Here is a 24,218-nt window from a genome sequence, read left to right as displayed (position 1 = left end):
TCCGGTGCGTACCGAGCGGGCGAGTTGGGCGGGGGTGCGGGCGACCCGGGCGGGCAGGGGTTCGTTCTCCCACAGCAGGGTCAGCACCGCTTCGCTCAGCCCTCCGGCCACCGCGAGCCGGTCGCGCAGCCGCCGTTCCTCCTCGTCGGGGCGCTGCCAGGGGATGCGGTGGGCGTAGAGGGCTTCGTACGCGGTGTCGTACGCGGAGGTCAGCCGGCGCCGCGCGGCCTGGGCGCCCTCGGTGCCGACGACCGTCATCAGCTCGCCGAGCGCGTCGTACACGGCGGCCACCGCGCCGCGTTCGTCGGGCCCGGGGGCGGCCGCCGGGCGGAACCGGTGGACCATGGGCAGCAGGGAGGCCATCACGATGACCCAGGTGGCGCCGACGAGCAGCATCGCCGCGCGCATCGGCGGGGGTTCGGGCAGCGGCATCCCGGCCCCGACCACGCCGAGCACCATCAGCTGCACTCCGGCGGACGAGCACACCGGTCCGACGGCGCTGAGGGCGCCGGAGAGGAGCCCGACGGTGGCCAGGGCGAGAGCGATCCACGGGCCGAGCCCGAGCCCGCCGAGCCAGGCCCCCATGAACAGGCCGAAGGATCCGGCGAGGGCCGGGAGCCCGATGCGCACGGTGCGGGTGCGGCGGGTGGCGGGGCGGTCGTTGATGTGCGCGAACATCGCGCCGAGCCCCGCGGTCACCCCGGCGGGCGTGTTGCCGGTGGCCACTCCCGCCGCCACCACCGGGCCCACGCCGAGCGCTCCGCGCAGCACCGCGGGCCACGGCACGGGTCCGCGCAGGGCCCGCACCCCGCGCAGGGGGTGCGTCAGCCAGTCGGGCAGGGCGGGAAGCGCGCGCAAAGATCCTCCGTGTTCCGGGATGGGGGCGGTCTCTTCGACGGTACGTGAACCGAGGGGAGCTTTCGTAACCTGCGTGTTTCCGCCATGTGAGCCAGGGATGGTCGACAGCCGACGAGGCCGGAAGCGCGGCTCCGGCGTTCCTCGAGGGCCTGCCTCTTTTGAATTTTGACCGGGTTTATTCGTGACACCGATCCGCCCGTGCACATGCCAGGCTCATATGTGACCCTCATTGGCCATCTTTGAACTCAGCGTGTTGTGCTGTGCACACAAGGCCAACTAGCCTCCGTGTCGCCGCGACCAGAACAGTCGTTTACGCATCGCCCGACCCGACACCCCAAGCGTGGAGAACTCCGTGCACGTGACGTTAGATCAGGACAGATGCGTGGCCTCGGGCCAATGCGTGCTCGCCGCCCCGGAGGTGTTCGACCAGCGCGACGACGACGGCGTGGCCGTCCTCCTCGACGACCTCCCGGCGAGCGGACTGCACGGCGAGGTGCGCCGGGCCGCCGCCGTCTGCCCCGGTCTGGCGATCGCCCTGGCCGAGTCGTGAGCAGCCCGGGGAACGTGGTCATCGTGGGCGCCTCGGTGGCGGGGCTCACCACCGCCGTCACCCTGCGCTCGCTGGGTTACGGCGGACGGCTCACCCTGATCGGTGACGAGCCGCACACCCCCTACAACCGGCCGCCGCTGTCCAAGCAGATCCTGGCGGCTCCTCTGGGAACACGACCGGATCAAGCTGCGCACCGACGAGGAAGTGGACGCGCTCGACGCGGAGCTGCTCTTCGGCAGGCCCGCCGTCGGGCTCGACACCCTCGCCGAGCGGGTGCTGCTGGACGGCGGCGACAGCGTCCCGTACGACACCCTGGTCATCGCCACCGGGGTCACCCCGCGCAGCCTGCCCGACGCCCACCACCTGGCCGGGGTGCATCTGCTGCGCACCCTCGACGACGCGCTCGCGCTGCGCGACGACCTCCAGCGCAGGCCCACGGTGGCGGTGGTCGGCGCGGGGTTCCTGGGCGCCGAGGCCGCCGCGGCGGCCCGCCGGATGGGGCTGGACGTCACCATGATCGATCCACGTCCGGTGCCGATGCGGCGGCAGTTCGGCGACCGGATCGCGGGGCTCGTCGGGCAGCTGCACCGGGACAACGGCGTGTCCATGCGCTGCGGCACCGGGGTGACCCGGTTCCTCTCGGCCGGCGGCCATGTCACCGGGCTCGAACTGACCGACGGCACGGTGCTCGACGCCGATCTCGTCGTGGTCGCCATCGGCGCGGTCCCGTCGGTCGACTGGCTGACCGGGTCCGGGCTGTGCCTGAGCAACGGTGTGGAGTGCGACGCCGCCTGCCGGGCGGTGCCGGGCATCTACGCGGCCGGTGAACGTCGCCTCCTTGGTACAACGAAGCAACTTCGGCGCCCGCATGCGCCTCGAGCACCGGCTGAACGCGACCGAGCAGGCCCAGGCGGTCGCCCGTAACCTGCTCGGCGACGACGTTCCCTTCGCCCCCGTACCGTACTTCTGGACCGACCAGTACGACGCCCACATCCAGGCGTACGGCATCTTCCCCGCCGACGCCGAACTCGCCGTGCTCCACGGCGAGCTGGACAACCGCCACTTCGTGGTCGCCTACGGCCACCGGGGGCGGGTGGTGGGGGTGCTGGGCTGGAACAGCCCGCGTGAAGTGCTGAAACTGCGCCAGCTGGTGGCCGACAAGGCGCCCTGGTCGTCGATCGAGGGCAGCGCGCCCCCGGTGGGAGCGCTCGCCGGGGCGGCGGGCCCGCGCGGGTGACGCGGCTCGGGCGGATGACGCAGGTCGGTTCGGGCGGGTAACCGGCCTGGGCGGGTGACCCGGCCGACACCTCCCGGTCGGCCGCCGGTGACCGCGGCGTCACGTTTCGGCCATACGTCGCGGCAAGTGTGGGGCGGGTGCTGGTCCGTCGTGTTCTCGTCCAAGGTGTCGCCATCGCTCCGCACCACTGCCGGCTTCTCGGGGTCGCGGGCTCGGTAGCCCTCGCCGCGGGTGGCGCGACGGCCGGAGCGCTGCCCGTGGGGGATGCCCTCACCCCGGATTCCGGAAGAGCCGCGCTCGGGCTGGTCAGCACCTACTTCGGACTGGTGTTGCTGGTGGCGGCCTGGTGGTGGCTGGGGCGCGAGGTGCGCGGTCCGCGGCCGCCCGGGGTCAAGCAGCCTGCTGGTGACGCTCGCCGCCTGGGCGGCCCCGCTGCTGCCCTTTCCCCCCGCTGTTCAGCCGGTACGTGTAGGGGTACGGCGCCCCCCCCGCGATGGTGCACGCGAACATCGACGTCTACACCCATGGACCGGTGGGAGGTCGGCGGGCCGATCGCGGCCGAAGTGGCGCCGGTGTGGCAGCACACGCCCTTTCCCCTTTGCCCGGTCTCGCTGGCCTTCGAGAGCGCGATCGCCCACGCCTCGCGCGCCGAACTGCCCCTGGTTTCCCCCCCCCCCTCGGCTGATGGCGCTGCTTTTTTTTGTTTGCTGATGGTGCTCGCCCTGCCCGTACTGGCCCGCCGCTGCGGCACCGATCCGGGCGCCGCGCTGTGGCTGGGCGGGCTCAACCCGCTGTTGCTGCTGCACCTGGTGGGCGGGGCGCACAACGACGCGGTGATGCTGGGGCTGCTCGGCGCCGGGCTGGTGGCGGCGACCGGCCGGTGGCCCGCCTGCGGCGCCGTCCTGGTGACGCTCGCCGCCCTGGTCAAGGCGCCCGCCGCGCTGGGGCTGCTGGCGGTGGCCTCGCTGTGGGCGCGCCGGATGACGGGCCGGAGACGACGTATCGGCGTCTTCGTCGCCACGGCCGCGCTGGCGCTCGTCACCACGGGTGTGGCCACGGCCGTCACCGGCACCGGCTACGGCTGGATCGGAGCGCTGTCCACCCCCGCGTCCGCCGGCAACTGGGCGCTGACCAGTGCCCTCGGCCGGGCCACCGGTGCCCTGCTGCACGCGCTCGGCAGCGGTCTTGCGCCGCTGGCCACCCCGGCGTGGCACGCGCTGGGGCTGCTCGCGACCGCGGTCGCGGTGGTGGTCGTCTGGCTGCGGCCACCACGCCGCGGGCCGCTGTACGCGCTGGGGCTGAGCCTGACGGCGGTGGCCGTGCTCGGCCCGGCGATCCGGCCCTGGTACCTGCTGTGGGGGCTGTTCCTGATCGCCGCGGCCGCGCCGAGCGGTGCGGTGCGCCGTGCGGTGGCCGGGGTGAGCGGGGTGCTCGCGCTGGCCGTGCTGCCCAGCGGCTTCGCCCCCGACTCCCGGCAGCTCACCTTCGCGGTGTGCGGTGGTGCGCTGGCGCTGTGCGTGCTGTGGTGTGCGCGGTGGGCGCCGGGGTTCGCCGCCGGGCAGGGGCTGTCCCCGGCGAAGGGCGCGCACTGGCCGGAGCGTTCGGCATGACGGGGCCCACCACGACCCGCGGACAGCTGCTGCTGGTGGCCGGGCTCACCACCGCCGCGGCGCTCTTCCTGGCCTACGTACCCCTGCACCGTGACTGGTTCGACCTGGGCGTCTACTACGGGGCCGTCGGCCAGTGGCTGCACGACGGCCACATCTACGACTTCACCACGCCCGGGGCGGACGGTGCGGAGTACGGCTTCACCTATCCGCCGTTCGCCGCCCTGTGCATGCTGCCGATGACGCTGCTGAGCTGGCCGGAGGCGGTCGGCGTCAGCATGCTGCTCAACGTGACCGCCTCGGCGGTCGTGCTGACCTGGCTGATCGGGCCGGTGGTGCGGCGGCAGGGCTGGAACATGTGGTTCGCCCTCACCGTGGCGGCCGTGCTGTTCTCCCTGCTGGAGCCGGTCCGGGACACCTTCAGCTTCGGCCAGGTCAATCTGCTGCTGCTGGTCCTGGCGCTGCTGGACGCCCGGCTGCTGGCCACCGGGCACGGCCGTTTCGCCGGGTTCGGGACCGGACTTGCCGCCGCCATCAAGCTCACCCCGGCGATCTTCATCGTCTATCTCGTGGTCACCCGGCGGTGGCGGGCCGCCGCCGTCGCCACGGCCACCGCGGTGGGCGCCACGCTGCTGGCCGTGTGCGCGGCGCCCGGCGCCTCCCGGGTGTACTGGACCGAGGCGCTGTGGGACACCGACCGCATCGGGGTGCTGTCGTACGTATCGAACCAGTCGTGGGAGGGCGTGCTGGCGCGGCTGGTGGCCCCGGTGGAGCCCAGCGGGGCCGTCTGGGCGGCCGGGGTGCTGGCCCTGCTGGCGGTGTGGGCGTACCGGGTGCGGCAGGCGGCCGCCGTGGGTGACGAACCGGCGGGCTACGCCCTCACCGGGATCGCCGCCTGTCTGGTCAGCCCGATCACCTGGGTGCACCATCTGGTGTGGCTGATCCCGGCGCTCATCGTGCTCGCCGAGTCGGGACTGCGCCCTGATGCGCCACCGCAGCGGCGGCGGACGCTGCTGCGGAGCGCCGCGGTGATCTACGTGATCCTGTGCAGCAGCCTGGTGTGGCTGTGGCGGTTCGACGCGACCGGCGTGACCGGCTTCCTCGGCAGCAACGCGTATGTGTGGATCTGCCTCGGGCTGCTGCTGGCGCTGCCCCTGCGGGAGGCGGCGCCCGGTACGGCCCCGGCGCCCGCCCCGGCACCGCGGTCGGCCCCGACCGGGCGCCCGGCGACGGGATAGGGGAACGATGCAGCCCACAGCACCCGTACGGCCGACGGCGGCCATCCGGCCCACCGCGTCCCGCCCCCTGTACCGGCGGCTTCCGCTGCGCCAGGTCCTGTGCCTGGTGCCGCTGGTCGCGGTCGCCGTCTGGGTGGCGCAGCACCGGTCGCTGATCGGTTCCGGTGCCCGTCAGATGCTCACCGCCGACCCGTGGTGGCTGCTGACGGCGGTCGCGACGACGGGGCTCGGCTGGGTCGCGGTGTCGTTCGCCCGGCAGGGCACGGTGCTGGAACGGCTTCCGGCCAGGCGGCTGTTCGCCACCCAGTTCGCGGCGGGCGCCGCGGCCCCTCTGCCGTCGGGGATCGGGGCGAGCGCGGTCAACATCCGCTTCATGACGGGCTGCGGGCTGACCTCGGCCCGCTCCTCGGCCGCGCTCGCCCTGTACTTCCTGGCGGAGGCCGTCACCCGGATCGTGCTGCTGCTCGTGCTGCTCACTGCCTTCCCCGAGGCGCTGCGCGTCGGCCCGCTGCTGCCGGAGCGGACCGCGGGACTGGTGGTGTGGGCGACGGTGGCGGGGGCGGCCGTCCTGGTGGCGGGGCTGCTGCTGATCGGCCGGGTGCGCCGGGTGATCCGTGACTTCCTGCGCACCGCGCTGGCCGACGCCCGCTCCCTGCATCTGCGGCCGTCCCGGGCGCTGGCCCTGTGGGGCGGTTCGCTGGCGTTCCCGCTGCTCCAGGCGTCCGGTCTGGTGGCGGTGGCGCTCGCGCTGGAGCTGGAGGTGTGGCCGCCGCATGTGATGCTCGCCTATCTGGCCGCGTCGGCGGTGGCCGCCATGGTCCCCTCCCCCGGTGGCATCGGCTCGGTCGACGCGGCGCTGGTGATCGCGCTGGTGGCGGCGGGTGCCCCGGTCGAGGCCGCCACCTCCACGGTGCTCGCCTACCGCTTCATCACGCTGTGGCTTCCGCTGGTCCCGGGCGCGCTGGTGCTGGGCGCCCTGGTGCGTTCCAAGATCCTCTGATCCCTCAGGCGACGCGGTGCGCGGTCAACTCGTCGTCGGGGCCGAGGGCGATACGGGTGCCGAGGGCGGAGCCAGTACGGCCGAGAGTGCGGGCGAGCCATGCGGCGTCCTCGTGCGGGGCGCGGCACAGCCGCATCCGCCGGGCCCGGAGGACCACCATCCGCAGGCCCAGGAGCGCACCGGTGTCCGGCCGCAGCGTGGCGAAGTAGAGCAGCCGCAGATCGTCGCGGAACCGCTCGTAGCCGCCGATGCCCTCGTAGTCGTCGATGAGGTCGCCGCAGCCGTAGAGGATCAGTCTGTCGCGGTAGATCTCCAGGGGGCGGGGGTGGTGGGAGGAATGGCCATGGACGAGGTCGACGCCGCCGTCGATCAGGGCGTGGGCGAAGCGGATCTGGTCCTCGGGGATGTCGTACCCCCAATTGCTGCCCCAGTGGATCGAGACCATCGCGAGGTCGCCGGGCCGCTTGAGCTGCCGTACCCGGTGGGCGAGCGCGGCGGCGTCACCGGACGCATGCTCGGACACCAGGTCGACGCCGGACCGGTCGCCGCTCGCCGCCCAGCCGGGCGGAATGCCGCTGGAGGCGGTCCCGCAGGCGAAGACCAGGACGCGGCCGTGGTCACCGGCCGGGACGGCCGCGGGACGGCGTGCCTCCCTCATGTCCCGGCCCGCGCCCGCCACCTGGATCCCGGCGGTGGCCAGGGTGTCGAGGGTGTCGTCGAGCCCGGTCCTTCCGCCGTCGAGCACGTGGTTGTTCGCCAGGACGCAGACATCGGGCCGGGCCACGGCCAGCCCGGGGAGGTTGGCGGGGCTCATCCGGTAGTGGATCTCCTTGCCGGGCGCGAACGCGCCGCCGCGGGTGACGCTCGTCTCCAGGTTCACCACCCGGACGTCCGGAGCCGTCCGGTCCAGCTCCGGCAGCGCCTCGCCCCACGGCCAGGAGAAGCCGACCGGCCGCGGGATCGGGCCGCTCGCCTCCTCCGCCAGCTCGACATAGGCCCGGGAGTCGCAGATGTACGGCTCCCGCAGCGCCGGATCGCCGGGGTGGGGCAGGATCTGGTCGACACCGCGGCCGAGCATCACATCGCCGCAGAGGAACAGCGTCACAGCCTCGCCGCGCATACTTCCACGTTAATGCGTTGCTCGTCGTGAATGCCGCGTCCAAGGTTCAACTAGGCTTTTCCGCCGTTTCTTCCACGCGCCCTGGTGTACGTCGGCCGGGCGGAAGACACTGCCCCGGTTCCCCGCTCCACTTCGGACGCCACAGGAGACCGGATTCTCATGACATCCATGGACCGTCGAAGATTCATGCAACTGGCCGGTGCCACCACCGCCATGTCCCTGCTGTCCACGAGCATCGCGCGCGCCGCGGAGATACCGGCGAACCGCCGGACCGGCAGCCTGCGGGACGTGGAGCACATCGTGGTCCTGATGCAGGAGAACCGCTCCTTCGACCACTACTTCGGTACCCTGCGCGGGGTGCGGGGATTCGGCGATCCGCGGCCGGTGAGCCTTCCCAGCGGCAAGACCGTGTGGCACCAGTCCGACGGCACGAAGGACATCCTGCCGTTCCGGCCCGACGCCGACGACCTGGGCCTCCAGTTCCTCCAGGACCTGCCGCACGGCTGGGGCGACACCCACACCGCGGTCAACGGCGGCGCGTACGACAAGTGGGTGCCCGCCAAGTCGGCCACGACGATGGCGTACCTCACCCGTGAGGACATCCCGTTCCACTACGCGCTGGCGGACACCTTCACGCTCTGCGACGCCTACCACTGCTCGTTCATGGGCTCCACCGACCCCAACCGCTACTACATGTGGACCGGTTACACCGGCAACGACGGGGCGGGCGGCGGCCCGGTGCTCGACAACGCGGAGGCCGGATACGGCTGGACGACGTACCCCGAGCGGCTGGAGCAGGCCGGGGTGTCCTGGAAGATCTACCAGGACATCGGGGACGGCCTGGACGCCAAGGGCAGCTGGGGCTGGATCGAGGACGCCTTCCGCGGCAACTACGGCGACAACTCGCTGCTGTACTTCAATCAGTACCGCGACGCCGCGCCCGGCAACCCGCTCTACGACAAGGCCCGCACCGGCACCGACGCCCGCAAGGGCGACGGCTACTTCGACCAGCTGACGGCGGACGTGAAGGCCGGGACGCTGCCCCAGGTGTCCTGGATCGCGGCGCCCGAGGCCTTCACCGAGCACCCCAACTGGCCCGCGAACTACGGCGCCTGGTACCTGGCCCAGGTGCTGGACGCGCTGACCTCGAACCCCGAGGTGTGGAGCCGGACGGCGCTGCTCATCACCTACGACGAGAACGACGGCTTCTTCGACCACATCGTGCCGCCGTACGCCCCCTCCCCCGGGCGCGGCGCGTCGACCGTGACCACGGCCGGTGAGCTGTTCCCCGGTTCCTCGTCGCAGGTCGCCGGGGCGTACGGGCTGGGGCAGCGGGTCCCGATGCTCGTGGTGTCACCGTGGAGCAAGGGCGGGTATGTGTGCTCGCAGACCCTCGACCACACCTCGATCCTGCGGTTCATCGAGCGGCGGTTCGGCGTCGAGGAGCCCCACATCTCGCCGTGGCGGCGCGCGGTGTGCGGCGATCTGACCGCCGCGTTCGACTTCGGGCGCACCGACCCGAGCGTACCGGCCCTGCCGGACACCAGCGGTTACCTCCCGAAGGACCACAACCGGCACCCCGACTACGTGCCCACGGTCCCCGCCGAGCCCGCCCTGCCCCGGCAGGAGCCCGGCCGCCGCCCCACCCGGCCGCTGCCGTACGACCTGTCCGCCGACGCCACCGCGGGCGGCGGCACCCTGCGCATCGACTTCGCCGCCCACGGCCGGGCGGGCGCCCACTTCCACGTCACCTCCCGCAGCCATCCGGACGGCCCGTGGGGGTACACGGTCGAGGCGGGCAAGCGGCTGTCCGGGGAGTGGAGCGCGGCGGCGCCGGGCGAGGACGGCTACGACGTCGAGGTGCACGGTCCGGACGGTTTCGTACGGCGCTTCGCGGGGTCGCTCACCGGTGAGGGCCCGCGGGTGAGCGCGCGTCACGACGCCAGGACGGGGCAGCTTCGGGTGACCCTCGCCAACCCGGGCCGCACCACGGTGCGGCTCACGGTCAAGGACGGCCACCTCGACGGGCAGGCGGACACCTACCGGCTGCGCCCGGGCGCGCGGGTGACGCACACCGCGGATCTGCGCCGCAGCCACCAGTGGTACGACCTGACGGTGGTGTCCGACCACGACAGCGCCTTCGTGCACCGGCTCGCGGGCCATGTCGAGACGGGCCGCGCGGGGCTGAGCGACCCCGCGCTCGCCACCGGCTGAACCGTCCCCTGACGCGGCGCCCCGGACCCGGGGCGCCGGGTCAGGGCAGTGTCCAGATCTGGGTCGTCACGACGTAGAAGACGGCGGCCCAGAACACCATCACCGCGCCGACGATGCCGAGGCCGAGGAGGTTGGTCCGCGCCGCCGACTGGTCCGGAGACGGTCGCAGCCACCGCTTGAGCAGCCGGTTCACGTAGTAGGGCATCGTGAGGAAGCTCATGATGAAGCTCGACAGCAGGTTCCCCACCAGCAGCCCGAGCCAGATCGGCAGATGAAACGGGGCCAGGGCGAGCGTCAGCAGCACGACGGTCGGGTACAGGCCGACCCACACCGCGATGGCGGTTTTGGTTTCGGAGGGCGGCGGCGCTTCCCTGCCGTTCTCCTCGAAGGCGAACCAACTGCCGAACGAGTTGTCGATCGTGCGCAGTTCGAAATCCTTGAACTTCTCCCCTTCGGCGAGGACCTCGCGCCGCTTGTCCGACGTCAGCCAGGCATCGAGGTGCTCGGCGTTGTCGAACCGGTACAGCGTGGTCCATTCGTCCTGAAGGCCCTCGATCGGGCGGAACAGCTCGGTTCCGCGAAATCCTTCGAACTTGCTTTCCTCCTGGTTCAGGCGGCGCTGCCATTCGAGAAAGCCGTCGACGTGGTCCGGGTGGACCCGGTGCGTGACCACGACGGTCACCAGCGGATCCGCCGGCTGGGTGCCGCCGCTGATGACCTGCTGGGTTGCGGGACCGTCGAAGTATTCGCTGCCGGAGTCGAGGAAGCTCTGCCTGGTCTCGCTGTTCATCCACGCTTGCAGATGGGCGATCGAATCGAATCGGTAGACGACGACCCAGTCGGTCTGCCGGAGTGTCGGCGGGGAGATCTCGGCACCGAGGTACCCGGCGTAGTCGGCGGCCGCGGCGTTGAGCTCCTGCTGCCATGCTTCGTAATCCCGCGCGCGTCCGGGCACGACTTTCTGCCCGATGATGACCGTTGCCGCGGCGTCCTCGAGATGTTGGGTGTTCATCGCTCACTCCCTCGGCACCGACTGATTCCCGCCCAGCCGACGGTAGATCCGTTCCGGGGTCAGTGGCAGGGCGCGATAGCGCACGCCCGTGGCATCGTGGAGCGCGTTCGCCAGCGCGGGCGCCACCGGGTTGATACAGCATTCCGCCATCCCCTTCGACCGCAGGGGCCCGAAGGAATCCGCCGAGTCCACCAGGAGCACCTCGGTGCGGGGAATGTCGGCGTAGGTGGGAATGCGATAGTTGCGGAGGTTCGGGTTGGCCATGACGCCGTTCGCGTCCACTTGGTGATTCTCGGTCAGCGCGAAGCCGATCCCCTGGGCGACCCCGCCCTCCACCTGGCCCCGGACCTGGGCGGGATTGATGACGACGGCGGCGTCGGCTGCCTGGACACTGCGGAGGATCCGGATCTCACCCGTCACCTGGTGGACCGCGATGCGGAACCCTTGGGCGTTGGTGGTGACGCTTCGCGGTGAGCCGTACGCCTTGCGGGCCGCGGTGAACCGGATTCCGCGCGCCCGCGCCAACGAGACGAGTTCGTCCAGCGCCACGTGCCGGTCGCCGCAGACGACCTCCCCGTCGTTTATCGAGCACGCCGTGAGATCGGCGCCCGTGTGCGCGGCCGCGAATTCCAGGATGCGGTCGCGCACGGCTTCGGCCGCTCGCAGCACCGCGTTGCCCGCCACGAAGAGTCCCGCACTCGCGAAGGCGCCGGTGTCGAATCCGGTGCGATCGGTATCGGATTGCACCAGCCGGATCCGCGAGGGCGTCGTGCCCAGCTGGTTGGCCGCGAGCTGGACATGCGCGGTGGACGTGCCCTCGCCGAATTCGACGGTTCCGACGGCCACCTCGTACACGAGGTCGTCGCCCAGCGTGACCCAGGCCTCGGAGATGTGCTCGGTCGGTGGCGCGGTCTCGTGCAGGGAACTCGCGACGCCGGTGCCGAGGAGCCAGCCGGGGCCGGGAGGCGGATCGTCGGCGGTACGCGCCAAGGCCGCGTCCACCAGATCCAGGCACTTCACGAGTCCGTCCTCGGTGAACCGCACATCATCCGGGCCGTCATGCAGGGCGATGAGCGGATCGCCCGGCCGCACGACATTGCGCCGCCGCAGTTCGAGCGCATCGATCCGCAGTGCGCGGGCCAGTTCGTCCATCGCCGATTCCACGGCGAACGCCGGTTGCGTCATCCCATATCCGCGCAGCGCCCCGCTCGGAACGGTGTTGGTATAGACGGAGAACGCGTCGTATTTCTTGTTGGGGCAGCGGTAGATCATGACGGCCGCGCCGCCCGCGTACAGCGTTTCACCGCCGTGGTTGCCATAGGCGCCCGTATTCGACACATTACGGACCTGGAATGCCGTGAGCGTTCCGTCCGCCTTCGCACCGAGCTTGACCGTCACCGTCATCGGATGCCGGGTCGACGCCGTGGTGAACTCCTCCTCGCGGGTGTATTCGAGGCAGACGGGCCGCCCGGTGTCCAGGGTGGCGAGCGCGACCAGATCCTCCGAGATCACTTCCTGTTTACCGCCGAAGCCGCCGCCCACGCGCTTGCAGAACACGCGGAGCTGGTCCGGGCGCAGCCCGAAGAGATAGGCGATTTTGACTTTCGCGATCGACGGCGACTGCGAACTGGTGCGGACGTTCAGGCGGCCGTTCTCCATCCAGGCGATCGAGCCATGGGTCTCGAGGTGCGCGTGCTGCACTCGCGGCGAGAAGTACGTGCCTTCGTGGATCACATCGGCTTCGGCGAACCCCGTATCGACGTTCCCGAGATGCGCATGGATCTCGAACAGCATGTTGCGGACGGGGTCGTGGATGAACGGATCGTGGGTGCCGTGGAGTTGGGGCGAGCCCTCGGCCATCGCCTCTTCCGGATCGAAGACCGCGGGCAGCACCTCGTATTCGACGGCCACCTTTCGGCAGCCCTCTTCCGCCGCCCCGACCGTGTCGGCCAGCACCGCGACGACGCGCTGGCCGACGAAGCGCACCGTGTCGTCGAGGACGAAGGTGTCGTCGGGATCGACGAGATGGTCGGTGTGGATCGCCGTGGTGAACCGCTTGCGCGGCACATCCTCCCAGCTGTAGACGCGGTGCACACCGGGAACGGCGAGGGCCGCGGTCTTGTCGATCGAGACGATCCGGGCGTGCGCATGCGGGGAATGCAGCACCTTGAGGTGCAGCATTCCCTCGATGTGGGTGTCCATCGTGAACTCGGCGCAACCGGTCACCACGTCGTCGGCCTCCGGTGCGCCGACGCTCGTACCGACGGCCCTTCCCGGCGCGGCTCCCTCGACTCCGGCGACGCCCTTCACGGCGTCCTCGATCCCCCGATAGCCGGTGCAGCGGCAGAGGTTGCCCTTCAGCGCCCGCGACAAGTCCTCTTTCTGGTCCTCGGTGAGCGCCGCCGACGTCATGATCATCCCCGCGGTGCAGAAACCACACTGGAATCCCGGCGCGTCACGGAACTGCCGTTGCATCGGGTGCAGATCACCGGGTGCCCCGATCCCCTCGATCGTCGTCACCTCACAGCCGTCCGCGCGGAAAGCGGGGGTGATGCAGCTGTGCACCGGATGACCGTCCAGCCACACCGTGCAGGCGCCGCAATCCCCCGCGTCGCAGCCCTTTTTGACCCCGTAGTGCCCGAGGGAGCGGAGAAAGGTGCGCAGGCACTGGCCGGGGTCCGGCTCGTCGTCGAAGGCCTTGCCGTTCACGATGTACGTCACACCGGACCCCCAGCCATGAGTTCGCGCCGAATCTCCTCGGCGAAGTGCCGCGTCAGATGGTGACGGTGATCGGGGGTTCCATTGGGGTCGGCGAACCAGACGCCGTCGGGAAGGGCATCGATGCTCTCTCCCAGGCTCCGGGCATCGGGCATGGTCTCGAAAGCGATGCGCACCGGCCGGGTCGTACCGGCTGTCACCGTGAGCAACAGGTCGCTCGTTCCCGGCGTTTGCGTACCGATGAGGAATACCGTCGAACGGCCGAGGTGGGTCAGCGTGAACCGGCGGTGCGCGGTGCGTTTCGTCAGGGCGCTCGCCGGAATGTGGACGCGCCGGAGGATTTCGCCGGGCGCGAGGATGTTCCGGTGGTCTCCGGTCACGAAGTCGAGGGCGTCGACGGTTCGCACGGACCCGTCGGTGGCCCACAACTCGTACCGCGCCTCCAGGGCGACCGTCAGCGTGATCATCGGACCGGCAGGCAGAGACATGCAGATATTTCCGCCGACGGTCGCCGCGTTCCAGACTTTGAACGACGAAAGGAACGCCTCGCAGCTCTTCGCGAAAAGGCCGCCCGCGATCCAGTGATCCGGCGGCGTCAGGGCATGCAGGTCGCGAATGGTGCACGTAGCACCGATTTCAAGGCCCGTGTCGCTCGGGACAAGGGGATCCCAGCGCAGTCCTGTCAGATCGATCAGACGGCGCAGACCCGGCTGCTCCACGGAGAACAGCCACGTTCCGCCCGCGAGCCAGGCATCACCTTCGCGCCACTCGGCGCCTGGTCTGGAGGACGGTCGCCGTATCACTTCGGAGATGGTGGTGAGGTCCATGGGAAGTGAACTCCCTTCTCATCGAGAAAGGACCCCCGGACGCAGTTATTACCGTCAAGTATATCGCTGAGAGGGCTCCGGGCCTCCGGTGCCCGAGGCGCGGGCCCGGAAGCCCGCCGGGGTCTCGCCCGCCCGGCGGCGGAAGAACTTGGTGAAGACGGTGGCGTCCGGGAAGCCGAGCCGCTCCCCGATGGCGGTGGCGGACAGATCGGTGTGCACCAGCAGCCGCTTCGCCTCCAGCAGCACCCGGTCGTCGATGAACCGCTTGGCGCCGCACCCGGCGGCGGCGCGGGTGGCCCGGGTCAGGGTGCGGACGCTGTAGCCCAGCCGTACGGCGTAGTCGTCCACCCGGTGCGTACGGGCGAAGTCGCGCTCCACCGCCCGCCGGAACCGCCGGAACGCCTCGCTGCCCGGGTCGCGGCCGCTCTCGGCGCCCGGCAGATGGGCCAGTCGCAGCACGAGCACGGCCACCAGGTGGCGCACCACCTCGATGTGTGCCTCCAGCGGCCCGGCCATCGCCCGGTACTCGCTCTCCAACAGGTCCCGTGCCGCCCGTACCGCCTCCCCGGCCCGCCCCTCGGGGACCAGCGGAACCTGCCACGCGTAGCCGTGCAGCCGGGCGGCCTCCGCGGTGGCCGCGCCCAGATAGCCGGATGGGAAGAGCACGACGGTGCCCTCGGCTGCGGTGAGATCGGAGCGGAACTGATGGATCTGGCCGGGGCGCACCCACATCCAGCTGCCCTCGGTCAGCCGGTGCTCGGTGAAGTCCACCGAACAGCGCAGCATCCCGGAGCGCACGGAGATGAGCTGGTGGAAGCTGAGCCGCAGCGGGCCGTAGGCGTCGAGGTCATGGCCGCGGGCGCGGGCGAGCAGCCCGGGGAAGTCGAGGACCGCCGCTCCCGGCGGGGCTCCCACGGAGGGCCGGAACGGAACCTCGGTGACCTCAGCGTGTCCGTTTCTGTCCATAGCGCGTCTTCAGTGTACGGCCGTGTGCCACCAGATCGCATCTAGCGTGGAACGCGAGCCGAGGACGGGTGACCGAAAGAGTCGACGCCCACCATTCCAGTGAGAGAGCCGAGGGAGCGTGCCGCCGTGCGATTGATCGTGGGCATGACAGGAGCCACGGGTGCCGTGTTCGGCATCCGGCTGCTGGAGGCGCTGGCCGAACTGCCCGACGTGGAAACCCACCTGGTGCTCAGCCGCTGGGCCCGGACCACGATCGAGCTGGAGACCGGCCGGTCCGCCCGCGAGGTGGCCGCGCTCGCCGACGAGACGCACGCCCCCGAGAACCAGGGCGCCACGATCTCCTCCGGCTCCTTCCGGACCGACGGCATGATCATCGCGCCGTGCTCGATGAAGACACTCGCCGGGATCCGCGCGGGCTACGCCGAAGGGCTGGTCGCCCGGGCCGCCGATGTGGTCCTGAAGGAACGGCGCAGGCTGGTCCTGCTGCCGCGGGAGACACCGCTGAGCGACATCCATCTGGAGAACATGCTCGCGCTGTCCCGGATGGGCGTGCGGATGGTGCCGCCCATGCCCGCCTTCTACAACCACCCGCGGTCGGTGGACGACATCGTCGACCACATCACGGCCCGGCTGCTCGACCAGTTCGACCTGCCCGCGCCCACCGCCAAGCGCTGGGCGGGCATGCGCGCCGCGCGCTGACATTTCGACAAGGAGTACCCCCATGGCCTACGACGACCTCCGCGGCTTCCTCGAAGCCCTCGAAAAGGAGGGCCAGCTGCTGCGCGTCCCCGACGAGGTGATGCCGGAGCCGGACATCGCCGCCGCCGCCAACGCCGCCCCACGACTGGGCGACCACGCCCCCGCGCTGTACTTCGACAACGTCAAGGGCTTCACCGACGCGCGCATCGCGCTCAATGTGCACGGCTCCTGGGCCAATCACGCGCTCGCCCTCGGCCTGCCGAAGGAGACCGGCACCAAGGAGCAGGTCGAGGAGTTCATCCGCCGCTGGGACACCTTCCCGGTCGCCCCGGAGTGGCGCGAGGACCCGCCGTGGGCCGAGAACACCCTGGAGGGCGAGGACGCCGACATCTTCCGGGTGCTGCCGCTGATCCGGCTCAACGACGGGGACGGCGGCTTCTACATCGACAAGGCCGCCGTCGTGTCCAAGGACCCCGCCGACCCCGAGCACAGCGGCAAGCAGAACGTCGGCATCTACCGCATCGAGGTCAAGGGCAAGCGGCGGCTCGCGATCCAGCCGGTGCCGATGCACGACATCGCGCAGCATCTGCACACCGCCGAGGAGCGGGGCGAGGACCTGCCGGTGGCCATCACGCTCGGCAACGAACCGGTGATCTCCATCGTCGCCTCCACCCCGATGGAGTACGACCAGAACGAATACGAGCTGGCCGGTGCCCTGCGCGGCGCGGCAGCGCCGGTCACCAAGGCCCCGCTCACCGGACTGCCCGTGCCGTGGGGCAGCGAGGTGGTGATCGAAGGGGTCATCGAGGGCCGCAAGCGGGAGATCGAGGGCCCGTTCGGCGAGTTCACCGGGCACTACTCCGGCGGCCGCACCATGCCGGTCATCCGCATCGACCGGATCTCGTACCGGACGAACCCGGTCTTCGAACACCTCTACCTCGGCATGCCGTGGACCGAGGTGGACTACCTGATCGCCGCCAACACCTGTGTGCCGCTGTACAAGCAGCTCACCCGGGACTTCCCGGAGGTACGGGCGGTCAACGCGATGTACACCCACGGGCTGGTCGTCATCGTCTCCACCAAGAAGCGGTACGGCGGTTTCGCCAAGGCCGTCGGCATGCGGGTGCTGACCACCCCGCACGGGCTCGGCTACGCCGCCACCGTGATCGTGGTGGACGAGGACGTCGACCCGTTCAACCTGCCGCAGGTGATGTGGGCGCTGTCCACCAAGATGAACCCGGACGGCGATCTGGTCCAGGTCCCGGGCCTCCCGGTGCTCGAACTCGCCCCGCAGGCCCGCACGCCCGGCATCACGGACAAGCTCGTCATCGACGCCACCACGCCCGTCTCCCCCGACGACCGCGGCAACTACGGCACCCAGGTGCGCGATCTGCCGGAGGCGGCCGAGTGGCTGACCCGGCTCCAGAAGCTCGCCGCCGCCCGCTGAACACCCCAGACGACACGGAAGGACCGAGATGTCCGACACCACTTCCCTGTGCCCGCGCTGCGCCCACGGGACGATCGAGCACATCTTCAGCTCGCCCGTCCCCGGTGTCTGGGAGGTGCTCGGGTGCGGGCGGTGCCTCTACATGTGGCGCACCAGCGAACCCGCCCGCCGCACCCGGCGCGAGGCCTACCCCGAGGAGTTCATGATGACGCCCGAGGACATCGACGCCGCGCCGGAGGTACCGGCCGTGCCGCCGCTGGTGACGGCTGCCAGGTGACCGGGAGCGCGTGGACGCCGTAGATCACCGCGTCGTACTTGAAGGGGACCTGGTCCAGATCCGTCGCCAGGCGCAGTGTGGGGATGCGGCGCAGCAGGGCCGGATAGAGCACCTGGAGTTCCATGCGGGCCAGCGGCTGGCCGAGGCAGTGGTGGGTGCCCGAGCCGAACGCCTGGTGGCTGCGGGCGTCGCGGGCGATGTCGAGCCGGTCCGGGTCGGGGAAGACGGACGGGTCCCGGTTGGCCAGTTCGCCGAGCAGGATCACGCCCTCACCGGCCCGGATGGTCTTGCCCGCGACCTCGATGTCCTCCAGGGCCGTCCGGCGGCGTCCGAGGTGGACGACGCTGAGGTAGCGCAGGAGTTCCTCGACCGCGGAGGCGATCACCTTGGGGTCGTCGGTGTCGCGGACCCGGGCGAGCTGATCGGGGTGTTCGAGCAGCAGCAGCGTCCCCAGGGTGATCATGTTGGCGGTGGTCTCGTGGCCGCCGAGGAGCAGCAGCACGCCCATCGCGACCGCTTGGCGGCGGGTCAGCTCACCGGCGTGGATCTGCTGGCCGAGGCTGGAGAGCAGATCGTCACCGGGGTCGGTGAGCTTGGCGTCCAGGAGCTGGTCCAGGTATCCGTTCAGATTGCCGTGGGCGGCCTGCCGCTCCTGGGGCGTGGCCACGGCGGAGACCAGGACCTTGCTGTTGGTCTGGAAGAACTCGTGGTCCTCGTAGGGGACGCCGAGCAGCTCGGAGATCACCAGGGACGGGACCGGCAGGGCGAGGGCCTGGACCAGGTCGGCGGGTTTCGGCCCGGCCAGCATGCGCGTGATGAAGTCGTCCACCATCTCCTGCACGACCGGACGCATCGCCTCGACCCGCTTGATGGTGAACGCGCCGCTGACCATGCGGCGCAGCCGGGCGTGCTCCGGATCGTCCATCCCGACGAAGCTCAGGTCGGTCGCGCCGTGTTCACCGCCGGAGTGGTCGACGGGGCTGGGGAAGCCGGGGTGGGAGAAGTCCGCGCTCAGCCGGGGGTCGGAGAGCAGCGCCTTCTGCTCGGCGTGGCTGGTCACCACCCACGGGGTGGTGTCGCCCCAGGACCGGACCCGGGTCAGCGGCCCCCACTGGGCCAGGCCGCGCAGCTCCGGTGACGGGTCGAAGGGGCAGGCGGCGGCCCTCGGCTGGGGGAACCGGGGGATCTCGGCCGACGCGTCGTCGGCCACGGGTGCGGTGGTCATGGTCTTCCTCCGGTGGGGGTTCGGGGGCGGCCGGTCACGCGCCGGCGGCGAGCGCGGCCGCGGGCGGTTCGGCGAGCAGGGCCTAGGTGTGTTGTCCCGGCACGTTGGTGACAGGCGACGCGCCGTGAGCGGTGCTTGAACGAGGCGAGGGCCTCCGGTTTCGGTGTGGATTGCGACATCTACCACCGGCACGCAGGAGGCCCTCGTTGATCCACCGTAACGCCCCGCTGACCCCGACCGGCAGGCTGCGTCTGGCCCGGTGCGTCGTCGACGACGGATGGCCGCTGCGGCGGGCGGCCGAACGGTTCCAGGTCAGCCACACCACCGCCACCCGCTGGGCCCAGCGATACCGTCGCCACGGGGCCGCGGGGATGAGCGACCGCTCTAGCCGCCCTCGCCGCTCACCACACCGGACGCCCGCCCTGGTGGAGGAGCGGGTGCTGCGGATCCGCCGTGAACACCAGATCGGCCCGCTGCGGCTGGCGGCCCGTGCCGACGTCGCGGCCTCCACCGCTCACCGCATCCTCCAACGCCACCACATGCCGCGCCTGGCTTCCTGCGACCGGGCCACCGGCGAACCCGTCCGCCGCTACGAACGGTCCCGCCCCGGCGAACTGGTCCACATCGATGTCAAGAAGCTCGGCCGCATTCCCGACGGCGGCGGTCACAAAGCCCTGGGCCGGGAAGCCGGCCGCAAGAACAAGAGCGGCACCGGCTATGCCTTCCTGCACACCGCCCTGGATGACCACTCCCGCCTGGCCTACACCGAGAACCTCCCCGACGAGAAGGCCCCCACCTGCGCCGGCTTCCTGGCCCGCGCCACCGCCTGGTTCGCTGCCCAGGGCGTGACCGTCGAGCGGGTGCTGACCGACAACGCCTGGTCCTACAGCAAGAACACCTGGCGGCAGACCTGCCGAGATCTGGGCATCAGTCCCCGCTGGACCCGCCCCTGGCGGCCCCAGACCAACGGCAAGGTCGAACGCTTCCACCGCACCCTGCTCGACGAATGGGCCTACCAGCAGCCCTACACCTCAGAAGCCGAACGCCAGGCAGCGTTTCCCAACTGGCTGGACTGGTACAACTACCACCGACCCCACACCGGAATCAGCGGCCACACCCCAGCCAGCCGCGTCACCAACCTCTCCGGACAACACACCTAGGGGGTGTCTTGTCGGTCAGGCCGGATCAGCGAGCGGCGTCTGGTGCGGTGGCTCGCAACCCGCGTGAGGAGAGCGCAGGGGGCACCTCCCAGCGGTAGCTGGGGGAGGCGCGGAGCGCGACGAGCGCGGGGCCGCGAGGTGCCGTGCCAGGCGTCGGGAGCCCGGCATGACCGGCAAGACACCCCCTAGCGGTGAGTCGGGTCTGCTTGGGTATGTTCCAGCCGAGGACGCCGGTGATCCGGCCCCGGCGGCGGTACTGGGCGACGAACCGGCGGTCCTCCACCGCGCCCTCCACGACGGCCACTTCGGCGTCGGGGGACGGCTGCCCGTGCACATGGATCTTGGCGTCGAACTGGTCGGTCCAGAAGTACGGGACCGGGGTGTAGGGCTTCTCCTCGCCGAGGATGTTCCCGGCGACGGCGGCCGCCTGCTCCACGGCGTTGGTCCGGTTCTCCAGCCGCAGCAGGGCGCCGATGCCCGTGTGGTGCCAGCGCGCCACGTCGCCCACGGCGTAGATCCCGTCCGCGGCGCGGCAGTACGCGTCGCACACCACCCCGTTGTCCAGGGTCAGGCCGCTGCCGGTGAGCCAGCCGGTCTCGGGGGTGGCGCCGACCGCGATCACGGCCACGTCGGCGGGCAGCACCTCTCCGTCGGCCAGACGTACGCCACTGACCCTGCCCCCGTGTCCGGTCAGGCCACAGGCCGCGGTGCCGAGCCGCAGGGTCACGCCCTGTTCGGCGTGGACCGCGGCGAGCAGCTCCGCGACGCGGGGGCCGAACTGGGCGGCCATCGGGGCGGGTTGGGGCCCGGCCAGCGTGACGTCCACGCCCATCGTGCGCGCGGTGGCGGCGATCTCGGCGCCCAGTACTCCGTCACCGACGGCCACGGCCCGGGTCGCGGTCAGCAGGTCCGCCCGCAGCGCCGCCGCGTCGTCCAGCGAGCGCAGGGTATGAACGGAGCCCCCGGCCAGGCCGTCCTGCCCGGGCAGGGTCCGGGGGCGCGCCCCGGTGGCGGTACGGACAGTGCGCGCCGCGGCGTCCAGGGCGACGGCCGGATCGCCGAGGAGGAACGCGGCGTCCAGCGCGTCCAGGGCGTCCCTCGGCCGTAGCCGGGCCCGCTCGGGCTCCCAGGCTCCGGCGAGCACCTGCTTGGACAGCGGCGGGCGGTCGTAGGGCGCGTGCGGTTCTGCGCCCAGCACGGTGATCTTTCCCCGGTAGCCCTTGCGCCGCAGGGATTCGGCGGTGCCGAGCCCGGCGGCGGAGGCACCGGCGATCAGCACGCTCGACGGCGGGTTCACGCGGTTCCGCTCAGGTGTATCGCGGCGGTCGGGCAGACGGCCGCGGCCTCGCGCACCGCGGCGTGCTGCTCCTCGGCGGGTTCGGCGTCGAGCAGAAGCACGATGCCGTCCTCGTCGCGCTGGTCGAACACCTCGGGCGCGATCAGCACGCACTGGCCTGCGGCACAGCACTTCGCCTCATCAACGGTGATCTTCATATGCGGTTCTCCTCGGAGGTGGAACGGCGGGGTGTGACGGGCACGAGCAGCAGCCCGGTGATGGCGTCGGTCAGCGCGTCGGCGGTGTCCTCCCAGGACGGCTGGCGCGTACCGGTCCCATCGGCGAGGGCGCGCTCGCGCTCGGCGCAGGTATGGGTGATCAACTGGCGGGCCATGTCGCCGCGTTGGGCCCGCGTCTCGGCGGACAGGGAGCCCAGGCAGCCGCCCAGCCCCTGGAGGATCTCCCACAGGGGCTCCCGGGTGAGGGCCTCTTCGGTGACGATCGCCCGCAGGACGGGGTCGGTCATCACCTGGACGGCGAACCGGGCGTGCCAGGAGGGGATACCCAGGGTGGCCAGATGCTCGGGTGCGGGCCGCACCAGACAGGCGACCCAGTCCCGGACCTCGCGGCTGCCGCGGGTCTCGTCCAGCATCCGCTGCCGGATGGCGTCGATGGCCGCGGAGTGCTTGCCCATGATGGCGCGCACCAGATCCGCGCGGGTGCCGAAGTGGTAGCCGACGGCGGCGACGTTGCCCTGTCCGGCGGCCTCGCTGATCTGCCGGTTGGACACCGCGACCAGCCCGCGTTCGGCGTAGAGCCGCTCCGCGGCGGCCATGATCGCCTCGCGGGTCTCGGCGGCGCGATCGGTGTGCGCGGGCCTGCTCTGAACACCGGCCACGGTGGCCTCCTCACTCGATCGTGCTGAGCTGTGGAGGCCACGTTAAAACACGTGAATTAAATAAAGCAACTGATTGAAGAAACTGATCTCCCCGGTGTGAATCAGCGCCCGGGCGCGGGCGGGCGGCAGCGCAGGGCGGTCACCGGGCCGGACAGCCGGGTGGGCCCCGCGGCGTACGGAAGGAGCACGGTCTGCCCCTCCGCCACGTCCAGCGGCGGCCCGGACGCGCAGGTCAGCGTCCCGGCGCCGGTGAGGCAGACCAGCACCGAGAAGCCCGCGTCCAGCGTGGCCGCCGGTTCGCCGCGGCACAGCTCGGCGCGGAAGTAGGGGTCGGCGCCGGGCGGGAGCACGCTCCCGGTGCCGACCGCCGCGCCCGGTCCGCGCAGCCGGTCCAGCGCGGCGGCGGACAGGCCCCGGCGGTCGACTCCGCCGAGGGCCAGGTCGAAGCCGAGCCCGAGATGGCCCTCGGCGGCACCGTCGATCGCGAACCCCTCCCACTCCAGCAGCACGGAGAAGTCGGTCGGCTCCTGGAGTTCCACCAGCAGCACCCCGGCACCGATCGCATGCGGCATCCCCGCCGGGCACAGCAGCGCGTCGCCGGGGGCGACCGGCACCCGGTGGACGGCGTCCAGCATCGCGCCCGCGTCACCGGCCGCGACCCACCCCGCCAGCTCGCGGGCGGTGACGTCGCGGGCGAAGCCGAGCCGGACCTCGGCGCTGGGTGCGGCGTCGAGGACGTACCACGCCTCGGTCTTGCCGTGCGCGCTGCCCAGGTGGGCACGGGCGAACGCGCGGTCGGGGTGGGTGTGCAGCGGCAGCCGCTGACCGGCGTCCAGCAGCTTGACCAGCAGCCCGGTGTCGGCCCCGTACGCCGCCGTGTGCTCCGGCCCCAGCCAGGCGCCCGGGTCGGCGGCCACGGCATCGGCCAGCCGAATGCCGCCGGGCAGCGTGGTCAGCCCGGCCGGGGACCGGGCGAAGCGGGAGGTGGTCGAGGCGACCCAGTCCTCGGGGCGGTAGCCGTCGCCGGTCGGCGCGGTGCGCCGGAAGCGGGCGATGGCGCCGGAGTCGCGGTAGAAGGAGCGCGGCTGATTGGGCGTCAGCGGGACGGGCGCGGCGGCGGGTTCGGCGGTCATGCGGGGCTTCTCCCGGTCGGGTACGGAGGGGTCGGGGCCGGAGGGGAGCGGCGGGCGGGTCAGGGGCACCCGCCGCCCCCGGCGAGTGGGTGGCCCGCGGCGTCAGCGGGTCCGATCCCAGGGCCGAGGGCCCGCAACGCGGCGAGCGGGGCCACCGGGCTCGCGGAGACGCCTCCCGGGAACGGGGCCGGACCAGCCCGGCAACGCACCGAACGGGCGCATCCCGTACGGAATCCGGGGGCGGGCCTCCTCGTACGATCCCCACACCCCGGCGAGCGGGGCACCTTCCGGCGGCAGCCGGGGGATCATGCCAGGCTCGCGGAGACGCCTCCCGCGGGACACCCGGGAACGGGCCGGACCCGTCCGGCAACGCACCGAACGGCGCTGCCTCCCGGCGCAGCCAGGGCACCGTGCGGTCGGGTCGTCCTCACGGGCGCACCTCCCGCACCGAGCCCGGGAACGGGCCGGGCGGGTATGGCGACGCAGCGAACGGGGACACGTAACAGCCGAAGCCGGGCAGCGCGTGATCGGAACGCCCTCACGGAGACGCCTCCCGCGCCGAGCCCGGGAACACGCCCGACGAGCTCGGCAACGCAGCGCGCCGGGGCACCTCCCGGCGGAAGCGCAGGGAGCGTGCACCCCTAGGCGGAGGGGCGTCCGCGCGGGGTGCCGCCGCACCGAGCCCGGGGAGGGGCCGGACCAGTCCGGCAACGCCGCGGGCAGGGGCGCCTTCCGGCGGTCGCCGGGGCAGCGGGC

General features: G+C 71.8%; 20 protein-coding genes and 3 pseudogenes. 12 read left to right on the top strand and 11 right to left on the bottom strand.

Annotation, left to right across the window (positions count from 1 at the left end; translation table 11 throughout):
- Nucleotides 1–858: pseudogene (locus SSOG_RS42335) on the bottom strand (FUSC family protein); the annotation flags it as partial.
- 352 nt (nt 859–1,210) lie between these two features.
- Between SSOG_RS42335 and SSOG_RS54455 the strand changes: the two are divergent.
- From SSOG_RS54455 to SSOG_RS42310, 7 genes and pseudogenes are all read left to right on the top strand, one after another.
- Entirely contained in the window at nt 1,211–1,408 is a 198-nt protein-coding gene (locus SSOG_RS54455; protein ID WP_039940054.1) for a ferredoxin, read from the top strand.
- Nucleotides 1,405–1,512, top strand: a pseudogene (locus SSOG_RS57725) (hypothetical protein); the annotation flags it as partial. The gene SSOG_RS54455 and the pseudogene SSOG_RS57725, both read left to right, overlap by 4 nt.
- A complete protein-coding gene (locus SSOG_RS42325) occupies nt 1,511–2,332 on the top strand; it encodes an NAD(P)/FAD-dependent oxidoreductase (protein WP_009720476.1) in 822 nt (273 codons plus the stop codon). The pseudogene SSOG_RS57725 and the gene SSOG_RS42325, both read left to right, overlap by 2 nt.
- On the top strand, nt 2,277–2,645 hold the full coding sequence (locus tag SSOG_RS57010; protein ID WP_245606507.1) for an oxidoreductase C-terminal domain-containing protein: 369 nt from the start codon (nt 2,277–2,279) through the stop codon (nt 2,643–2,645). The genes SSOG_RS42325 and SSOG_RS57010 overlap by 56 nt, the downstream gene beginning before the upstream one ends.
- A 137-nt stretch (nt 2,646–2,782) precedes the next feature.
- Nucleotides 2,783–4,255, top strand: a pseudogene (mptB, locus tag SSOG_RS42320) (polyprenol phosphomannose-dependent alpha 1,6 mannosyltransferase MptB).
- Entirely contained in the window at nt 4,252–5,490 is a 1,239-nt protein-coding gene (locus tag SSOG_RS42315; protein WP_009720474.1) for a glycosyltransferase 87 family protein, read from the top strand. Before mptB ends, SSOG_RS42315 begins: the two are co-directional and overlap by 4 nt.
- Before the next feature lie 7 nt (nt 5,491–5,497).
- A complete protein-coding gene (locus SSOG_RS42310; RefSeq protein WP_078510536.1) occupies nt 5,498–6,490 on the top strand; it encodes a lysylphosphatidylglycerol synthase transmembrane domain-containing protein in 993 nt (330 codons plus the stop codon).
- 4 nt (nt 6,491–6,494) lie between these two features.
- On the opposite strand, the gene SSOG_RS42305 is transcribed toward SSOG_RS42310, so the two are convergent.
- Nucleotides 6,495–7,610, bottom strand: a complete 1,116-nt coding sequence (locus SSOG_RS42305; protein WP_009720472.1) for a CapA family protein — start codon at nt 7,608–7,610, stop codon at nt 6,495–6,497.
- A 159-nt stretch (nt 7,611–7,769) separates the two neighbouring features.
- On the opposite strand from SSOG_RS42305, the gene SSOG_RS42300 reads away from it, so the two are divergent.
- On the top strand, nt 7,770–9,824 hold the full coding sequence (locus SSOG_RS42300; RefSeq protein WP_009720471.1) for a phosphocholine-specific phospholipase C: 2,055 nt from the start codon (nt 7,770–7,772) through the stop codon (nt 9,822–9,824).
- Nucleotides 9,825–9,864: 40 nt separating this feature from the next.
- Here SSOG_RS42300 and SSOG_RS42295 read toward each other — a convergent pair whose 3' ends face one another.
- Genes SSOG_RS42295 through SSOG_RS42280 form a run of 4 tightly spaced genes read right to left on the bottom strand, consistent with a single transcriptional unit; the run spans nt 9,865 to nt 15,347 of the window.
- Nucleotides 9,865–10,836 carry an antibiotic biosynthesis monooxygenase gene (locus SSOG_RS42295; RefSeq protein ID WP_009720470.1) on the bottom strand — a complete coding sequence of 324 codons (972 nt, stop codon included), beginning with the start codon at nt 10,834–10,836 and terminating at the stop codon, nt 9,865–9,867.
- Nucleotides 10,837–10,839: 3 nt separating this feature from the next.
- Nucleotides 10,840–13,557: a molybdopterin-dependent oxidoreductase gene (locus SSOG_RS42290; protein ID WP_009720469.1), complete on the bottom strand. Its 2,718-nt coding sequence runs from the start codon at nt 13,555–13,557 to the stop codon at nt 10,840–10,842.
- Nucleotides 13,554–14,381, bottom strand: coding sequence for an FAD binding domain-containing protein (locus SSOG_RS42285; protein WP_009720468.1), 828 nt, complete (start codon nt 14,379–14,381; stop codon nt 13,554–13,556). Before SSOG_RS42285 ends, SSOG_RS42290 begins: the two co-directional genes overlap by 4 nt.
- 54 nt (nt 14,382–14,435) lie before the next feature.
- On the bottom strand, nt 14,436–15,347 hold the full coding sequence (locus SSOG_RS42280) for a helix-turn-helix domain-containing protein (protein ID WP_009720467.1): 912 nt from the start codon (nt 15,345–15,347) through the stop codon (nt 14,436–14,438).
- 126 nt (nt 15,348–15,473) lie between these two features.
- Between SSOG_RS42280 and SSOG_RS42275 the strand changes: the two genes are divergently transcribed.
- Genes SSOG_RS42275 through SSOG_RS49855 form a run of 3 tightly spaced genes read left to right on the top strand, consistent with a single transcriptional unit; the run spans nt 15,474 to nt 17,770 of the window.
- Nucleotides 15,474–16,046 carry a non-oxidative hydroxyarylic acid decarboxylases subunit B gene (locus tag SSOG_RS42275; RefSeq protein WP_039940051.1) on the top strand — a complete coding sequence of 191 codons (573 nt, stop codon included), beginning with the start codon at nt 15,474–15,476 and terminating at the stop codon, nt 16,044–16,046.
- A 22-nt stretch (nt 16,047–16,068) separates the two neighbouring features.
- Nucleotides 16,069–17,493: a non-oxidative hydroxyarylic acid decarboxylases subunit C gene (locus SSOG_RS42270; protein WP_039940049.1), complete on the top strand. Its 1,425-nt coding sequence runs from the start codon at nt 16,069–16,071 to the stop codon at nt 17,491–17,493.
- Between the two features lie 28 nt (nt 17,494–17,521).
- Nucleotides 17,522–17,770, top strand: coding sequence for a non-oxidative hydroxyarylic acid decarboxylases subunit D (locus SSOG_RS49855; protein ID WP_078510535.1), 249 nt, complete (start codon nt 17,522–17,524; stop codon nt 17,768–17,770).
- On the opposite strand, the gene SSOG_RS42265 is transcribed toward SSOG_RS49855, so the two are convergent.
- Nucleotides 17,694–18,995, bottom strand: a complete 1,302-nt coding sequence (locus tag SSOG_RS42265; protein WP_009720464.1) for a cytochrome P450 — start codon at nt 18,993–18,995, stop codon at nt 17,694–17,696. The two genes, SSOG_RS49855 and SSOG_RS42265, sit on opposite strands and share 77 nt — an antisense overlap.
- A 206-nt stretch (nt 18,996–19,201) precedes the next feature.
- Between SSOG_RS42265 and SSOG_RS42260 the strand changes: the two genes are divergently transcribed.
- Nucleotides 19,202–20,155 (top strand): IS481 family transposase, encoded by a 954-nt coding sequence (locus SSOG_RS42260; RefSeq protein WP_009718312.1) that lies wholly within the window; start codon nt 19,202–19,204, stop codon nt 20,153–20,155.
- Between the two features lie 25 nt (nt 20,156–20,180).
- Here the strand turns inward: SSOG_RS42260 and SSOG_RS42255 are convergent, their stop codons facing one another.
- The 4 genes from SSOG_RS42255 to SSOG_RS42240 form a co-directional block, all read right to left on the bottom strand.
- Nucleotides 20,181–21,452, bottom strand: coding sequence for an NAD(P)/FAD-dependent oxidoreductase (locus tag SSOG_RS42255; RefSeq protein WP_086015835.1), 1,272 nt, complete (start codon nt 21,450–21,452; stop codon nt 20,181–20,183).
- Nucleotides 21,449–21,649 (bottom strand): ferredoxin, encoded by a 201-nt coding sequence (locus tag SSOG_RS42250; RefSeq protein WP_009720462.1) that lies wholly within the window; start codon nt 21,647–21,649, stop codon nt 21,449–21,451. The genes SSOG_RS42255 and SSOG_RS42250 overlap by 4 nt, the downstream gene beginning before the upstream one ends.
- A complete protein-coding gene (locus tag SSOG_RS42245) occupies nt 21,646–22,329 on the bottom strand; it encodes a TetR/AcrR family transcriptional regulator (protein ID WP_009720461.1) in 684 nt (227 codons plus the stop codon). Before SSOG_RS42245 ends, SSOG_RS42250 begins: the two co-directional genes overlap by 4 nt.
- Before the next feature lie 101 nt (nt 22,330–22,430).
- A complete protein-coding gene (locus tag SSOG_RS42240; protein WP_009720460.1) occupies nt 22,431–23,462 on the bottom strand; it encodes a class I mannose-6-phosphate isomerase in 1,032 nt (343 codons plus the stop codon).
- Nucleotides 23,463–24,218 lie beyond the last annotated feature (756 nt).

The organism is Streptomyces himastatinicus ATCC 53653 (assembly GCF_000158915.1).
GTDB lineage: Bacteria > Actinomycetota > Actinomycetes > Streptomycetales > Streptomycetaceae > Streptomyces > Streptomyces himastatinicus.
This window is presented reverse-complemented; position numbering and strand designations above follow the sequence as displayed.

Bases quoted from the DNA above. Each gene is read 5' to 3' on its own strand.
- SSOG_RS42285 (WP_009720468.1), bottom strand. From the start codon at position 14,381: ATGGACCTCACCACCATCTCCGAAGTGATACGGCGACCGTCCTCCAGA.
- SSOG_RS42315 (WP_009720474.1), top strand. From the start codon at position 4,252: ATGACGGGGCCCACCACGACCCGCGGACAGCTGCTGCTGGTGGCCGGG.
- SSOG_RS42295 (WP_009720470.1), bottom strand. From the start codon at position 10,836: ATGAACACCCAACATCTCGAGGACGCCGCGGCAACGGTCATCATCGGG.
- SSOG_RS42250 (WP_009720462.1), bottom strand. From the start codon at position 21,649: ATGAAGATCACCGTTGATGAGGCGAAGTGCTGTGCCGCAGGCCAGTGC.
- SSOG_RS42300 (WP_009720471.1), top strand. From the start codon at position 7,770: ATGACATCCATGGACCGTCGAAGATTCATGCAACTGGCCGGTGCCACC.
- SSOG_RS42280 (WP_009720467.1), bottom strand. From the start codon at position 15,347: ATGGACAGAAACGGACACGCTGAGGTCACCGAGGTTCCGTTCCGGCCC.
- SSOG_RS42305 (WP_009720472.1), bottom strand. From the start codon at position 7,610: ATGCGCGGCGAGGCTGTGACGCTGTTCCTCTGCGGCGATGTGATGCTC.
- SSOG_RS49855 (WP_078510535.1), top strand. From the start codon at position 17,522: ATGTCCGACACCACTTCCCTGTGCCCGCGCTGCGCCCACGGGACGATC.
- SSOG_RS42240 (WP_009720460.1), bottom strand. From the start codon at position 23,462: ATGACCGCCGAACCCGCCGCCGCGCCCGTCCCGCTGACGCCCAATCAG.
- SSOG_RS42265 (WP_009720464.1), bottom strand. From the start codon at position 18,995: ATGACCACCGCACCCGTGGCCGACGACGCGTCGGCCGAGATCCCCCGG.
- SSOG_RS42310 (WP_078510536.1), top strand. From the start codon at position 5,498: ATGCAGCCCACAGCACCCGTACGGCCGACGGCGGCCATCCGGCCCACC.
- SSOG_RS57010 (WP_245606507.1), top strand. From the start codon at position 2,277: ATGCGCCTCGAGCACCGGCTGAACGCGACCGAGCAGGCCCAGGCGGTC.
- SSOG_RS42270 (WP_039940049.1), top strand. From the start codon at position 16,069: ATGGCCTACGACGACCTCCGCGGCTTCCTCGAAGCCCTCGAAAAGGAG.